Annotated in this window: 13 protein-coding genes; 8 read left to right on the top strand and 5 right to left on the bottom strand. The window is 61.8% G+C overall.

What is annotated here, in order from left to right:
* The 3 genes from ACZ445_RS06920 to ACZ445_RS06910 form a co-directional block, all read right to left on the bottom strand.
* Positions 1-582, bottom strand: coding sequence for a YceI family protein (locus ACZ445_RS06920; protein WP_310862682.1), 582 nt, complete (start codon positions 580-582; stop codon positions 1-3).
* A 79-nt stretch (positions 583-661) separates the two neighbouring features.
* Positions 662-976: an amidase gene (locus ACZ445_RS06915; protein WP_464704909.1), complete on the bottom strand. Its 315-nt coding sequence runs from the start codon at positions 974-976 to the stop codon at positions 662-664.
* Positions 973-2,046 carry a serine hydrolase domain-containing protein gene (locus ACZ445_RS06910; protein WP_464708115.1) on the bottom strand — a complete coding sequence of 358 codons (1,074 nt, stop codon included), beginning with the start codon at positions 2,044-2,046 and terminating at the stop codon, positions 973-975. The genes ACZ445_RS06915 and ACZ445_RS06910 overlap by 4 nt, the downstream gene beginning before the upstream one ends.
* A 184-nt stretch (positions 2,047-2,230) precedes the next feature.
* Between ACZ445_RS06910 and olsB the strand changes: the two genes are divergently transcribed.
* The gene (olsB, locus tag ACZ445_RS06905) at positions 2,231-2,986 is read left to right on the top strand and encodes an L-ornithine N(alpha)-acyltransferase (RefSeq protein WP_003172415.1); all 756 of its coding nucleotides are present in this window, start codon (positions 2,231-2,233) and stop codon (positions 2,984-2,986) included.
* On the top strand, positions 2,986-3,777 hold the full coding sequence (locus tag ACZ445_RS06900) for a lysophospholipid acyltransferase family protein (protein ID WP_058425197.1): 792 nt from the start codon (positions 2,986-2,988) through the stop codon (positions 3,775-3,777). Before olsB ends, ACZ445_RS06900 begins: the two co-directional genes overlap by 1 nt.
* Positions 3,778-3,896: 119 nt before the next feature.
* Here ACZ445_RS06900 and ACZ445_RS06895 read toward each other — a convergent pair whose 3' ends face one another.
* The gene (locus ACZ445_RS06895) at positions 3,897-4,475 is read right to left on the bottom strand and encodes an acyl carrier protein phosphodiesterase (protein ID WP_058425198.1); all 579 of its coding nucleotides are present in this window, start codon (positions 4,473-4,475) and stop codon (positions 3,897-3,899) included.
* Positions 4,476-4,629: 154 nt separating this feature from the next.
* Here ACZ445_RS06895 and ACZ445_RS06890 point away from each other — a divergent pair, with 154 nt between their 5' ends.
* From ACZ445_RS06890 to ACZ445_RS06880, 3 genes are read left to right on the top strand one after another with little or no spacing between them, the layout of a single operon-like run.
* Entirely contained in the window at positions 4,630-4,956 is a 327-nt protein-coding gene (locus ACZ445_RS06890; protein ID WP_058425199.1) for an ArsR/SmtB family transcription factor, read from the top strand.
* A gap of 13 nt (positions 4,957-4,969) precedes the next feature.
* Positions 4,970-6,136, top strand: coding sequence for an MFS transporter (locus ACZ445_RS06885; protein ID WP_058425200.1), 1,167 nt, complete (start codon positions 4,970-4,972; stop codon positions 6,134-6,136).
* A 31-nt stretch (positions 6,137-6,167) separates the two neighbouring features.
* Positions 6,168-7,223: an alkene reductase gene (locus ACZ445_RS06880; protein ID WP_058425201.1), complete on the top strand. Its 1,056-nt coding sequence runs from the start codon at positions 6,168-6,170 to the stop codon at positions 7,221-7,223.
* A 315-nt stretch (positions 7,224-7,538) separates the two neighbouring features.
* Here ACZ445_RS06880 and ACZ445_RS06875 read toward each other — a convergent pair whose 3' ends face one another.
* A complete protein-coding gene (locus ACZ445_RS06875; RefSeq protein ID WP_010212311.1) occupies positions 7,539-8,171 on the bottom strand; it encodes a TetR family transcriptional regulator in 633 nt (210 codons plus the stop codon).
* A gap of 265 nt (positions 8,172-8,436) precedes the next feature.
* On the opposite strand from ACZ445_RS06875, the gene ACZ445_RS06870 reads away from it, so the two are divergent.
* The 3 genes from ACZ445_RS06870 to adeC are packed head-to-tail and all read left to right on the top strand — an operon-like array spanning position 8,437 to position 14,204.
* Positions 8,437-9,585, top strand: a complete 1,149-nt coding sequence (locus ACZ445_RS06870) for an efflux RND transporter periplasmic adaptor subunit (RefSeq protein ID WP_058425202.1) — start codon at positions 8,437-8,439, stop codon at positions 9,583-9,585.
* 3 nt (positions 9,586-9,588) lie between these two features.
* Positions 9,589-12,750 carry an efflux RND transporter permease subunit gene (locus tag ACZ445_RS06865; RefSeq protein ID WP_058425203.1) on the top strand — a complete coding sequence of 1,054 codons (3,162 nt, stop codon included), beginning with the start codon at positions 9,589-9,591 and terminating at the stop codon, positions 12,748-12,750.
* A complete protein-coding gene (gene adeC / locus ACZ445_RS06860; RefSeq protein ID WP_058425204.1) occupies positions 12,747-14,204 on the top strand; it encodes an AdeC/AdeK/OprM family multidrug efflux complex outer membrane factor in 1,458 nt (485 codons plus the stop codon). Before ACZ445_RS06865 ends, adeC begins: the two co-directional genes overlap by 4 nt.
* Positions 14,205-14,374 lie beyond the last annotated feature (170 nt).

The raw sequence follows: 14,374 nt of genomic DNA, 5'->3' as shown, positions 1-14,374 counted from the left end.
TCAGCGCGCCGTAAAGATCAGCACCGCACCCACCGGCACCGACAGACTGATCGACTTGAGCCCCGCCGCTTTACGCAGCACGGCCACACCCGGCGCCAGGTCGAAGTCCTCGGCATGCACCACCAGCGGCTCCAGGGTGACCACCTGGAAACGCCGGTCATCCAGGCGCGTGGCCAGCAGCTCGGCGCTGTAGGTCTGGGTCTTGCCGTGCAGCGTCACGGTTAACGGCAGGCGTAACTCAAGCTGCGCACCGGGGGCCAGGTCGTTGATGGGTTGCAGGTTGATCTGCGCGTTGATCAGCGCCTCGGGGAACGTCTTGATCTCGAACAGCTGATTGCGCATGCGCTCATCGCGCAGCGGGACGCCACTGTTGACCGACTCCAGCTCCACTTCCAGTTGCGCCGCACCTTTGCTGTCGACCTTGCCGTGCAGCACCAGGAAGCGCTGTACCTCGGCAATCTCGGTGTTCTTGGTGGTAACGAAAGAGAGGCGCGAGGACTCGTTGTCCAGGTACCAGTCAGCATGGGCAGGCACAGCGGCACAGGTCAACAGTGTGAAGGCCAGTGGTTTGACATTGAACATAAAGACTCATGAGGCAAAAAACCTGCACGAACCTTAACTGCGCCGTGTGCCGGGCGCAATGGAATGGGTCGGTGGCGTGTCAAGGATTGAGACGACACCCCTGCCGATCCCCCAACCACCTCGCCGTGTGCGTTCTCCCCAACCCACTCGCCGTCACCTCACTGCGCTCCGGGTTATCGCTGAACGCACTCGTCGGCACGTACTGCTTCACATACCCCCGGCAATACGCCGCCGGATTGTTCTCTACATACCGGCACGAACAATATTCCTTGGCCGTGTACGCCGCGATGATGTCGGGAAAGGCTTGCAGGTTCACGCGCTCGTGCCAGATCCACCCCAGCAGGGCGAGCAACAGTAGCAGAAACAGGCTGGTAAACGGCCGACGGCGGATCATGGTTGCACCGCCGCCAGCACGCGCTTGAGCAGTTCGTTATGGCGATAGCTGCCGTCGCGGTCATCGCCGTAGCGCACGATCACCAGGTGTTCATCGGGCATCACGTACAACGCCTGGCCCCAGTGGCCGAGGGCGGCGAAGGTGTCGGCGGGCGCATCGGGCCAGGGGCGCGGTTCGCCTTTGTTAAGCCACCAATGCCCACCCGGCACCGCTTCGTCCTGGCCGACCTTGTATTTGTCGAAAGGCTGGCGGTTGAAGGCAACCCAGTCTTTAGGCAGCAACTGCTGATCGCCCCATCGCCCGTCCCGCGCCATCAACAGGCCAACCCGTGCCAGGTCGCGGGTGGTGAGGTAGGCGTAGGACGAGGCGACGAAGGTTTCGTCGGCGTCGGTTTCCCAGCTGGCATTGCGAATACCCAGCGGTTTGAACAGCGCATCCCACGGGTAACTCATATAGGCCTTGTGGCCGAGCATGCCTTTGAGGGCCGCGGACAGGATGTTGGTGTCGCCGCTGGAATACCGAAACACCTGACCCGGCGCAGCAGCAGCCTCGGTGTCGGCGGCAAAGTCAGCCATATCGCCACGGCCTCGGGTGTAGAGCATCGCGACCACCGAGGATTTCAGCGGGGCGTATTCGTAGTTTTCCTGCCAGTCCAGGCCCGAGGCCCAGTGCAGCAAGTCAGCCATGGTCACCTTGGGGTGCTGTTTCATCGGCGGGTAAAAGCGTGCGGCGGGGTCGGTGAGCTTGAAGCGGTTTTCGCCATAGGCCACGCCAAGCACCGTGGCCATCAGGCTTTTGCTGACCGACCAGGTCAGGTGCGGCGTGCTGGCCGTGGTGGGCGCGCCGTAGCGTTCATAGATGATCACGCCATCGCGGATCACCAACAGCGCGTCGGTGCGGATGCCTTTGCGCGTAGCGTCGTCCCGTGGAGGGAACGCGTAGGCATTGAGGGCGTCGACAGCCGGGCCTTCGAGTGGAGTGCCCTTGGCCCAGTCCTTGTCAGGCCAGGTTTCGGCGTGGGCGATGACGGTAACGAACAGCAGGGCAACGCACAACAAGCCTCTGACCATGGACGCAGACTCAAGGGGGCATTCAAGCCCGCGAGCCTAGCCGAGGGTGATGACAGATTTGCTACACAAGGCCTGTCATCCAAGCGTCACCATAACTTCATGGAGATGACACCGAGCCTACATAGCCTGAGTTTGGACAAACAAGTCGACCGGCCGAAAGGTGGCTGGCACTCGGAGATTCGCCATGACTCAGATCGCCCGCATCAGCGACACCGGCAATGAACGCCGTCTGCAAGCCGAACGCCTGGTTGGCGCGCAGGCGTTGCAGGAAGCCCAGGCCCTGCGGTTCAACGTGTTCAGCGGCGAGTTCAACGCCAAGCTGAAAGGCGCGGAACTGGGCCTGGACATGGATGACTATGATGTTCACTGCAGCCATATCGGTGTGCGGGACTTGAACAGCGGTCGACTGGTGGCTACCACCCGTTTGCTGGACCACCAGGCCGCCAGCACCCTGGGCCGGTTCTACAGCGAAGAAGAATTCAGCCTGCATGGTTTGCTACACCTGCAAGGCCCGATCTTGGAAATCGGCCGTACCTGCGTCGACCCGGCCTACCGCAACGGCGGCACCATCGCGGTGTTGTGGGGCGAATTGGCTGAAGTGCTCAACCAGGGTGGCTACAGCTACTTGATGGGCTGCGCGAGCATCCCGATGCACGACGGCGGCATCCAGGCCCACGCGATCATGCAGCGCCTGCGCGAGCGCTACCTGTGCAATGAACACCTGCGCGCCGAACCGAAAAAACCGCTGCCCGCGCTGGACCTGCCATCCAACGTGATCGCCGAGATGCCGCCATTGCTCAAGGCCTACATGCGCCTGGGTGCGAAGATCTGCGGCGAGCCGTGCTGGGATGAAGATTTCCAGGTGGCCGATGTGTTCATCCTGCTCAAGCGCGATGAACTGTGCCCGCGTTACGCGCGCCACTTCAAGGCTGCAATGTGATGAGCCGCCTGCGCGTGTACGGGCGCATTGCCCGGGTGCTGCTGGTGGTGGCGTTGGGTTTGAGCATGGCCAGTGTGTTTGGCGTGTTCGAGCGTTTGGGCATCGCCAATTCGATGGTGCGGCGCCAGCGTTGGTCGCGGTTTTTCATGGCGCGCCTGACCAACGCCCTGCCCTTTCGCGTGACGGTGCACGGTGAGTTGCCGACGCAGCCGATGCTGTGGGTGAGCAATCACGTGTCCTGGACCGATATTCCGCTGCTCGGCGCCGTGGCGCCGATGTCATTCCTGTCCAAGGCCGAAGTGCGCACCTGGCCGGTGGCAGGTTGGTTGGCGGCCAAGGCCGGTAGCCTGTTTATCCGCCGTGGTTCGGGCGACAGCCAGTTGATCCGCAAGCAGATGACTCGCCACTTGGAGCAACAGCACCCGCTGCTGATGTTCCCCGAAGGCACCACCACCGACGGGCGCAGCCTGCGCACCTTCCACGGGCGCCTGCTGGCCAGTGCGATCGATGCGGATGTGTCGCTGCAACCGGTGGCGATCCGTTACCTGCGTGAGGGGCAAGTGGACCCGCTGGCACCGTTTATTGGCGATGATGATTTGCTCTCGCACCTGATGCGCTTGTTTGCCAATGACCAGGGCGATGTGGAAATCCATGTGCTCGCGCCGATTGCCTGTGCCGGGCAGGAGCGTGCGGCGCTGGCGTATCAGGCGCAGCAGGCGGTGCAGAAGGCGTTGTTTGGGCCGGTGCCGGAAGCGGAGCAAGTGGATGCTCGACCAGCATTCGCTGCCTGAACTCAAGTGAACACCGTTCAAATGTGGGAGGGGGCTTGCCCCCGATTGGGGTGTGTCAGTCACTGCATGCTTTGACTGAACCATTGCTATCGGGGGCAAGCCCCCTCCCACATTCAGCTTTACCTTGTCAGTTGGATCTGTGCGAATGCTTGCAGCTCGGGGTAGAACCGTCGGAAATCTTCACTCAGCGGCTCGTACAACTCTCGCAACTCGTGCATGGCATACCCCAGTTCCTGGGGCTGTGTCAGCCGCCGCGAAATCCCCCGCAACACCTGCTCCATCACTGCAAACTCTCGGTACGAACCCAGCCAATCATCCGCCGCCATATACGGCGCAATCTGCGCCAGTCGCCCCGGCAATTGCGGTTCGGCCGCCAGCACGCTGTACACCTGCGAGGTGAAGTGCTCCAGCGGCTGGTCGGCATACAGCGCCCAGTCCCGCGCCAGACAGTGGTCGAAAAACACATCGAGGACGATCCCGGCGTAGCGCCTGCGGGTCAGGCTGAAGCGTGACAACGCCTCCCCCACCAGCGGATGGCTGTCGGTGAAGCGGTCGATGGAACGATGCAACTGGATCGCCGATTCGATTTGCGGGCTGAACTGGCCCTGCAGGCGACCTTTGACGAAATCGCCATAGAGGCTGCCCAGCAGTTGCGCAGGAAGTTGGCCGCCCAGGTGCAGATGTGCGAGATAATTCATGGTGCGCAGTCTACCACTGCCCTCAACGTATCGTTATAACCCGATATACCGATTGAGCCTAGGCTCAGACCAAAATCATATTGGTTTATCGGGATAGACCGATATAAAGTTCGCCTCATCGCGATATAACGCTGCAAGACACCGAGCACCTGCCATGTCCATCGACCTCGACGAAATAATAAAAGCCCTGGCACACCCAGTACGACGAGACATCCTCACCTGGCTGAAAGACCCGAAAGTGCAATTCCCCGAGCAATTGCACAACCACGAATACGGCATCTGCGCCGGGCAGATCGACCAGCGCTGCGGCCTGTCCCAGTCGACGGTATCGGCCCACCTGGCCACCCTGCAACGCGCCGGGTTGATCAGCAGCCAGAAGGCCGGCCAATGGCACTTTTTCAAACGCAACGAGGACACCATCCAGGCCTTCCTCGCGGCGCTCACCACCGAACTCAGCGCGCAGGACAGCGCAGCGCTGTAACAAGGAAACACGAATGCCTCTCTCGCTACTCATACTGGCCCTCAGCGCCTTCGCCATCGGCACCACCGAGTTCGTCATCATGGGCTTGCTGCCCGATGTGGCGGCGGACCTGGGCGTGTCGATTCCTGGCGCCGGCTGGCTGGTCACCGGCTACGCCCTGGGCGTGGCGATCGGTGCGCCGTTCATGGCACTGGCCACCGCCAAGCTGCCACGCAAGGCGGCCCTGGTAGCGTTGATGGGGATCTTCATTGTCGGCAACCTTTTGTGCGCCCTGGCCAGTGACTACAACGTGCTGATGTTTGCCCGTGTGGTCACCGCGCTGTGCCACGGCGCGTTCTTTGGGATCGGTTCAGTAGTGGCGGCCAACCTGGTGCCGGCCAACAAGCGTGCTTCGGCCGTGGCCCTGATGTTCACCGGCCTGACCCTGGCCAACGTGCTCGGCGTGCCGCTGGGCACCGCACTGGGCCAGGCAGCCGGCTGGCGCTCGACATTCTGGGCAGTGACGGTGATTGGGGTAGTGGCGCTGATCGGCCTGATCCGCTTCCTGCCGGCCAAGCGTGATGAAGAAAAACTCGACATGCGCGCCGAACTGGCCGCCCTCAAGGGCGCCGGCATCTGGCTGTCGCTGAGCATGACCGCGCTGTTCGCCGCGTCCATGTTCACCCTCTTTACCTACGTCGCGCCGCTGCTGGGCGATGTCACCGGCGTGTCGCCCAAGGGCGTGACCTGGACCCTGCTGCTGATCGGCCTCGGCCTCACCGTGGGCAACATCATCGGCGGCAAGCTGGCGGACAAACGCCTGGCCGCGACCCTGGTTGGCGTGTTCATCAGCATGGCGGTGGTCTCCACGGCGCTGAGCTGGACCAGCATCGCGGTGATCCCGACGGAAATCACCCTGTTCCTCTGGGCCACCGCCTCGTTTGCCGCCGTACCGGCGTTGCAGATCAACGTGGTGACCTTCGGCAAGGCTGCACCGAACCTGGTGTCGACCCTGAACATCGGCGCTTTCAACATCGGCAACGCCCTGGGTGCCTGGGTCGGCGGCAGTGTGATTGCCCACGGTTTCGGCCTGACCAGCGTGCCCTTGGCCGCAGCGGCCCTGGCGATTCTCGCACTGTTGGTGACCCTGATTACTTTCCGCCAGGGCGGCGATGCCGACCTGGCCCTCGCTACCCACTGATCAACCACTTAATAGAGAAAGGTGTTATCCCATGACGACTATTTTCGATCCGATCAAACTGGGCGACCTGGAACTGTCGAACCGCATCATCATGGCGCCGCTGACCCGCTGCCGTGCCGATGAAGGTCGCGTGCCCAACGCGCTGATGGCCGAGTACTACGTGCAACGCGCTTCCGCCGGGCTCATCCTCAGCGAAGCCACTTCCGTGACGCCAATGGGCGTGGGCTACCCGGACACCCCAGGCATCTGGTCCAACGACCAGGTGCGCGGCTGGGCCAACGTGACCAAGGCCGTGCACGGCGCGGGCGGCAAGATCTTCCTGCAACTGTGGCACGTGGGGCGTATTTCCCATGAGTCGTACCTGAACGGCGAAAGCCCGGTGGCCCCGAGCGCGATCCAGCCTAAGGGCCACGTCAGCCTGGTGCGTCCACTGGCGGACTACCCGACCCCACGCGCCCTGGAAACCGCGGAAATCGCCGACATCGTCGATGCCTACCGCACCGGTGCCGAGAACGCCAAGGCCGCCGGCTTCGACGGCGTGGAAATCCACGGCGCCAACGGCTACCTGCTCGACCAGTTCCTGCAAAGCAGCACCAATAAACGCACCGATCAGTATGGGGGTTCCCTGGAAAACCGTGCACGCCTGCTGCTGGAAGTGACCGACGCGGCCATCGACGTCTGGGGCGCAGGCCGTGTGGGCGTGCACCTGGCACCGCGCGCCGACTCCCATGACATGGGCGATGACAATCTTGCGGAAACCTTCACCTACGTTGCCAGCGAACTGGGCAAGCGTGGCATCGCGTTTATCTGCTCCCGTGAGAAAGAAGCCGGCGACAGCCTCGGTCCACAACTCAAGAAGGCTTTCGGCGGCGTGTACATCGCCAACGAACGCTTCACCAAGGACAGCGCCAACGCCTGGCTGGCCTCGGGCAAGGCAGACGCGGTGGCCTTTGGTGTGCCATTCATTGCCAACCCGGACCTGCCGGCGCGCTTGAAAGCCGATGCGCCGCTGAACGAAGCGCATCCGGAAACCTTCTATGGCAAAGGCCCGGTCGGCTACATCGACTACCCGACCCTGGCGCTGTAATCGTTATTCCGAAGTAGTACGACCACCCAATGTGGGAGGGGGCTTGCCCCCGATAGCGGCGTGTCAGCCAATGAATCGGGTGACTGACACTGTGCTATCGGGGGCAAGCCCCCTCCCACATTTTTGATGTGTAGCGTCCACGAGGAAACACTCCTTCACAGCCCTGCAACAAAATCGCTACAAAATACTTAGGCGGCTACCTATCAACCGCCCGCCAGCCCGTATATAAAGTCACCCCACTAATCAGGCGTAAGGACGATTGACGGTCCTTAGGCTTTACTGTTGACACAACCTGATGCAATTACGCATTTTGTCTTAATTGCGCAGGCTTGGGCTCCAGCGCAGCATGTCCAGCCCGGCGTCCACCCAACGTTCGGCTTCCTGATGCAGTTGGAAGCTGTCGGGTACCAGCAGCCACTGGCCGATCAGCCCGTTGATGTAGGCGTGGATGCACACCGCGCCACGGGTGGTATCGAGGTTTTCCGGAAGTTGCCCGCGATGGACCGCGTTACGCAATGTCAGGCCGATGCGCAGGTTGCATTCCAGGCTGTGGGTCTGGCGCTGGCGACGCATGTCGCACATTTCATCGGTGAATTCGCACTTATGGAACAAGATCTCGTTGATGCGCCGGGTTTTCGGGTCCAGGGCTACTTGATGGAACAAATGAATCAACAATTTGCGCATACAGCCCAGCGGGTCGAGTTCATCCTCGCTTTCACTGGCCCTGGCCAACTCGTCCAGCGGCTCATGCAGCGTGTCGAGCAGCGCCTGCAGCAAATCGGATTTATTGCTGAAATGCCAGTAGATAGCACCCCGCGTCACACCGGCCAGCGCGGCGATATCCGCCAGCGTGGTCCGCGCAACGCCACGCTCATAGAAGGCTTGTTCGGCGGCTTGGAGAATCTGGCTGCGCGTTTCCTGAGCTTCCTCTTTGGTGCGACGAACCATGGCAGTAAAACCTCAATCGGGACACGGTGGGTTGTGGTTGGCCACCGTCTGAATACTTGTGGGACGACACCGTCATGGGCGCCGAACGTACTAAAATCGAGGCTTTGGACGTTGCTTTGTCAACATTCCGCGAAGCCTGTCAAGAGTTTACAAACAACCATGAACGTAAGTATATTGCGTAGCAAGCTACTTATCCACTCACAGCTTGTTTTTTACCCTTCCACACTTCTTGTGCGCACCCTGCGCGCCTGACCCGAGGATCTTCATGCAACTTAAGCCAGCTGTTACCGCTCTGGTCACTGCCGTCGCCCTGGCATCGCTGCTCAGCGGATGTAAAAAGGAAGAAGCGGCTCCGCCCGCCCAAACCCCTCAGGTCGGCGTGGTCACCATTCAACCGCAAGCCTATACCCTGACGACCGAGCTGCCAGGCCGCACCACCGCCTACCGCATTGCGGAAGTTCGCCCACAGGTCAACGGCATCATTCTCAAGCGCCTGTTCAAGGAAGGCGGCGACGTGAAGGAAGGGCAACAGCTCTACCAGATCGACCCGTCGGTGTATGACGCCACCCTGAAAAGCGCACAGGCCAGCCTGACCCAGACCAAGTCGATCTCCGACCGCTACAAGCAGTTGGTCGATGAGCAGGCCGTCAGCCGTCAGGAATACGACACCGCCGTCGCCAACCGCATGACCGCGGAAGCAAACGTTCAAACCGCCCAGATCAACGTGCGCTACACCAAAGTGTTCGCGCCGATCTCCGGGCGTATCGGCCGTTCTTCGGTCACCGAAGGCGCGCTGGTCAGCAACGGCCAGGCCGATGCCATGGCCGTCATCCAGCAACTGGACCCGATCTACGTCGACGTCACGCAGTCTTCGGCCGAAATGCTGAAACTGCGCCGTGACCTGGAAAGCGGCCAGCTGGAAAAAGCCGGCGCCAACGCGGCCAAGGTCAAGCTGACCCTGGAAGACGGCACTGCCTATGGCCAGGACGGCAAGCTGGAGTTCTCCGAAGTATCGGTCGACCAGACCACCGGCTCCGTGACCCTGCGCGCCGTGTTCCCCAACCCTGACCACACCCTGCTGCCGGGCATGTTCGTGCACGCCCAGTTGCAAGCCGGCGTGAACAGCAAGGCCATCCTGGCACCGCAACAAGGCGTGACCCGTGATATCAAAGGTATCCCGACCGCCATGGTGGTGAACAAGGACAACAAGGTCGAGCAGCGTCAACTGGTGGCCAACCGCACTGCCGGCGCCTACTGGCTGGTGGAAAAAGGCCTCGACGCCGGTGACCGCGTGATCACCGAAGGCCTGCAATTCATCAAGCCGGGCATCGAAGTCAAGGTCAAGGACGCCGACAACGCCAAGCCTGCCGGTTCTGCTCCAGCTCCTGCCGCCGCTGCTGGCCAGGGGGAGTAACCCATGTCGAAATTTTTTATCGACCGTCCCATTTTCGCCTGGGTTATTGCCCTGGTGATCATGCTGGTCGGGGCATTGTCGATCCTGAAGTTGCCCATCAACCAATACCCGGCCATCGCGCCAACCGCCATCGACATCCAGGTGACCTACCCAGGCGCGTCCGCACAAACCGTGCAGGACACCGTGGTGCAGGTCATCGAGCAGCAGCTCAACGGTATCGACAACTTGCGTTATGTCGCCTCGGACAGTAACTCCGACGGCAGCATGACCATCACCGCGACGTTCAACCAGGGTACCAACCCGGACATCGCCCAGGTTCAGGTGCAGAACAAGCTGAACCTGGCGACCCCACTGCTGCCGCAAGAGGTGCAGCAGCAGGGTATCCGCGTGACCAAGTCGGTGAAGAACTTCCTGATGGTGATCGGTCTGGTGTCGGAAGACGGCAGCATGACCAAGGACGACCTGTCCAACTACATCGTGTCCAACATCCAGGACCCGATCTCGCGGACGTCAGGTGTAGGTGACTTCCAGGTGTTCGGTTCGCAGTACGCCATGCGTATCTGGCTCGACCCGGCCAAGCTGAACAACTACCAGTTGACCCCGGTCGACGTCAGCACTGCCATTGCGGCGCAGAACGTCCAGGTGGCCACCGGCCAATTGGGCGGCCTGCCTGCCCTGCCCGGCACCCAGCTGAACGCGACCATCATCGGCAAGACCCGCCTGCAGACCGCCGAAGAGTTCGGCAAGATCCTGATGAAGGTCAATACCGACGGCTCGCAGGTTCGCCTGCGTGACATCGCGCGGATCGAACTGGGCGGCCAGAACTACAGCATCAGTGCGCAGTTCAACGGCAAGCCGGCGTCGGGTATGGCGATCAAGCTCGCGTCGGGCGCCAACGCCCTGGACACCGCCAAGGCCATCCGTGCCACCGTGGCGTCCCTGGAACCGTTCTTCCCGCCAGGCATGAAGGCGGTGGTGCCGTATGACACCACGCCGGTGGTGACCGAATCGATCTCCGGTGTAGTCCACACCCTGGTCGAAGCGATCGTGCTGGTGTTCCTGGTGATGTTCCTGTTCCTGCAGAACTTCCGCGCCACCATCATCACCACCATGACCGTACCGGTGGTATTGCTGGGTACCTTCGGGATCCTGGCCGCGTTCGGCTTCACCATCAACACCCTGACCATGTTCGGCATGATCCTGGCCATCGGCCTGCTGGTGGACGATGCCATCGTCGTGGTGGAAAACGTCGAGCGGGTCATGGCCGAGGAACACTTGTCGCCCAAAGAGGCGACGGTCAAGTCCATGGGCCAGATCCAGGGAGCCCTGGTGGGTATTGCCCTGGTGCTGTCGGCGGTACTGTTGCCGATGGCATTCTTCGGCGGCTCCACCGGTGTGATCTACAAACAGTTCTCCATCACCATCGTTTCGGCCATGGCGTTGTCGGTACTGGTTGCCCTGATCTTCACCCCGGCCTTGTGCGCCACCATGCTCAAGCCGATCGACCCTGAGAAGCACGGCCAACCCAAGCGTGGTTTCTTCGGCTGGTTCAACCGCACCTTCGACCGTGGCGTACTGAGCTACGAGCGCGGCGTGGGCAACATGATCAAGCACAAGTTTCCTGCATTCTTCGTGTACCTGATCATCTTCGCCGGCATGATCTGGCTGTTCACCCGCATTCCGAGCGCGTTCCTGCCGGAAGAAGACCAGGGCGTGATCTTTGCCCAGGTGCAGACCCCGGTCGGTTCTTCGGCCGAACGTACGCAGAAAGTCATCGACGACATGCGTGCCTTCCTGCTCAACGACAAGGAAGGCGAGCCGGGCGAAGGCAAGGCGGTGAAATCGGTATTTACCGTCAACGGCTTCAACTTCGCCGGCCGTGGCCAGAGTTCGGGCCTGGCGTTCGTGATGCTCAAGCCGTGGGATGAACGGGATGCGTCCACCTCGGTATTCGAAGTGGCCAAGCGCGCCCAGGGTTACTTCTTCGGTGCCTTCAAGGACGCCATGGTGTTCGCCATCGTGCCGCCTTCGGTACTGGAATTGGGTAACGCCACCGGTTTCGACGTGTTCCTGCAAGACCAGGGCGGCGTTGGCCACCAGAAGCTGATGGACGCACGCAACCAGTTCCTCGGGGCCGCCGCGCAAAGCAAGATCCTGGCGGGTGTGCGCCCCAACGGCGTGAACGATGAGCCGCAGTACGAGCTCACCGTCGACGACGAGAAGGCCAGTGCCCAGGGTATTTCGCTGTCGAGCATCAACCAGACCCTGGCGATCGCCCTGGGTGGCAGCTACGTCAACGACTTCATTGACCGTGGTCGGGTGAAAAAGGTGTACGTGCAAGGTGAAGCCGCTGGCCGCATGTCCCCAGAAGACCTGGACAAATGGTACGTGCGCAGCGACTCCGGGAAGATGGTGCCGATGTCGGCCATTTCCTCGGGCAAATGGATCTACGGTTCGCCCAAGCTCTCGCGCTACAACGGTGTAGCGGCAATGGAAATCCTCGGTACCCCGGCCCCGGGCTACAGTACCGGTGACGCCATGGCCGAAGTCGAACGTATCGCCAAGGAACTGCCGGCCGGTATCGGCTACGCGTGGACCGGGCTGTCGTACGAAGAACGTCTGTCCGGCTCCCAGGCGCCTGCGCTGTATGCATTGTCGCTGCTGGTGGTGTTCCTGTGCCTCGCGGCCCTGTACGAAAGCTGGTCTATCCCGATTGCGGTGGTGCTGGTCGTGCCGCTGGGTGTGGTGGGTGCGTTGATCGCCACCAGCATGCGCGGGTTGTCCAACGACGTGTTCTTCCAGGTGGGCCTGTTGGTGACGGTGGGCCTGGCAGCGAAAAACGCCATCCTGATCGTGGAGTTCGCCAAAGAACTTCACGAACAAGGCAAGGGCATTGTCGAGTCGGCCATCGAGGCCTCGCGGATGCGTCTGCGCCCGATCATCATGACCTCCATGGCGTTCATCCTCGGCGTACTGCCGCTGGCGATCTCCTCGGGTGCAGGTTCGGGCAGCCAACACGCGATCGGTACCGGTGTAATCGGCGGTATGATCACGGCAACCGTGCTGGCGATCTTCTGGGTGCCCCTGTTCTTCGCAACCGTATCCGCCGCTGGCGAACGTAAAAAGACTGACACAACTGAAACCCCTAAAGAGGCTGGCCAATGAGCAAGTCGCTACTTTCCCTAGCCGTCACCGCATTCGTGCTCAGTGGCTGCTCGCTGATACCTGACTATCAGCGCCCCGAAGCGCCGGTGGCCGCACAGTTCCCGCAGGGGCCGGCGTATTCGTCGGCCCAGGCGCCGAGCCAGGCCGCTGTCGAGCAGGGCTGGAAGCAGTTTTTCCATGATCCGGCCCTGCAACAGCTGATCCAGACCGCGCTGGTGAACAACCGTGACCTGCGTGTCGCGGCCCTGAACATCGACGCGTATGCCGCGCAGTACCAGATCCAGCGCGCCGATCTGTTCCCGGCCGTGTCGGCCACGGGCAGCGGCAGCCGTTCGCGTACCCCGGCCCGCTTGTCGCAGACCGGCGAATCGACCATCAGCAGCCAATACTCGGCCGGTCTCGGGATCAGCTCGTATGAGCTGGACCTGTTCGGTCGCGTACGCAGCCTGAGTGAAGAAGCCCTGCAAAAGTACTTCGCCACCGAAGAAGCACGGCGCAGTACCCAGATCAGCCTGGTGGCCAGCGTGGCCAACGCCTACCTGACCTGGCAGGCCGACAAGGAACTGCTCAAGCTGACCCAGGACACCCTGGACGCGTACGAGCAAAGCTTCAAGCTCACCTCGCGCAGCAACGAAGTCGGCGTGGCCTCGGCCCTCGACCTGAGCCAATCGCGTACCTCGGTGGAAAACGCCCGGGTTGCCCTGGCGCGTTACACCCGCCAGGTGGCTCAGGACGAAAACAGCCTGACCCTGCTGCTGGGCACCGGCCTGCCGGCGAATATCGCCAGCAAGCCGCTGTCGGATAACCTGCTCAGCGAAGTGCCGGCCGGCTTGCCATCGGACCTGCTGCAACGTCGTCCCGACATCATGCAAGCCGAGTACAACCTCAAGGCCGCCAACGCCAACATCGGTGCAGCCCGCGCAGCGTTCTTCCCGAGCATCAGCCTGACCGCCAGCGCCGGTACCGCCAGCCCTAACCTGGGCGGCCTGTTCAAAGGCGGTTCGGGCACCTGGTCGTTCGCCCCGCAGATCAACATCCCGATCTTCAACGCCGGTAGCCTGCGCGCCAGCCTGGACTACTCGAAGATCCAGAAAGAGATCAACGTGGCCAACTATGAGAAGGCGATCCAGACCGGCTTCCAGGAAGTCTCCGACGGCCTTGCCGCACGTGAGACCTACAAGCAGCAACTGGACGCCCAGCGTGGCTTCGTCGCGGCCAACCAGGATTACTACCGCCTGGCCGAGCGTCGCTACCGCATCGGTGTCGACAGCAACCTGACGTTCCTCGATGCCCAGCGCCAACTGTTCAGTGCCCAGCAATCGCTGATCACCGACCGCCTGGCGCAGCTCACCAGCGAGGTCAACCTGTACAAGGCCCTCGGCGGTGGCTGGAGCGAGCAGACCGCGAAGAACGAGCCGTTGAAAGAAGAAGCACCGGCGCTGAAGCTGTTCTGATCGCACCGCTGTGAACAAACCGCTTCCCTCACCGGAAGCGGTTTTTTTATGCCCTGAATGTGGCACATGTAGGCGCTGGCTTGTGTAGCCTCGCTTTTGTGGGAGCTGGCGTGCCTGCGATAGCATCGCCGCGGTGCAACTGACACACCGAGGTGCCTGCATCGCAGGCA

It is taken from the genome of Pseudomonas allii (genome assembly GCF_055380095.1).
This window is presented reverse-complemented; position numbering and strand designations above follow the sequence as displayed.

Coding starts and splice junctions, on each gene's coding strand:
- ACZ445_RS06870 (WP_058425202.1), top strand. CDS start 8,437: ATGCAACTTAAGCCAGCTGTTACCGCTCTGGTCACTGCCGTCGCCCTG.
- ACZ445_RS06885 (WP_058425200.1), top strand. CDS start 4,970: ATGCCTCTCTCGCTACTCATACTGGCCCTCAGCGCCTTCGCCATCGGC.
- adeC (WP_058425204.1), top strand. CDS start 12,747: ATGAGCAAGTCGCTACTTTCCCTAGCCGTCACCGCATTCGTGCTCAGT.
- ACZ445_RS06880 (WP_058425201.1), top strand. CDS start 6,168: ATGACGACTATTTTCGATCCGATCAAACTGGGCGACCTGGAACTGTCG.
- ACZ445_RS06865 (WP_058425203.1), top strand. CDS start 9,589: ATGTCGAAATTTTTTATCGACCGTCCCATTTTCGCCTGGGTTATTGCC.
- ACZ445_RS06890 (WP_058425199.1), top strand. CDS start 4,630: ATGTCCATCGACCTCGACGAAATAATAAAAGCCCTGGCACACCCAGTA.
- ACZ445_RS06920 (WP_310862682.1), bottom strand. CDS start 582: ATGTTCAATGTCAAACCACTGGCCTTCACACTGTTGACCTGTGCCGCT.
- ACZ445_RS06900 (WP_058425197.1), top strand. CDS start 2,986: ATGAGCCGCCTGCGCGTGTACGGGCGCATTGCCCGGGTGCTGCTGGTG.
- ACZ445_RS06910 (WP_464708115.1), bottom strand. CDS start 2,046: ATGGTCAGAGGCTTGTTGTGCGTTGCCCTGCTGTTCGTTACCGTCATC.
- ACZ445_RS06915 (WP_464704909.1), bottom strand. CDS start 976: ATGATCCGCCGTCGGCCGTTTACCAGCCTGTTTCTGCTACTGTTGCTC.
- ACZ445_RS06895 (WP_058425198.1), bottom strand. CDS start 4,475: ATGAATTATCTCGCACATCTGCACCTGGGCGGCCAACTTCCTGCGCAA.
- olsB (WP_003172415.1), top strand. CDS start 2,231: ATGACTCAGATCGCCCGCATCAGCGACACCGGCAATGAACGCCGTCTG.
- ACZ445_RS06875 (WP_010212311.1), bottom strand. CDS start 8,171: ATGGTTCGTCGCACCAAAGAGGAAGCTCAGGAAACGCGCAGCCAGATT.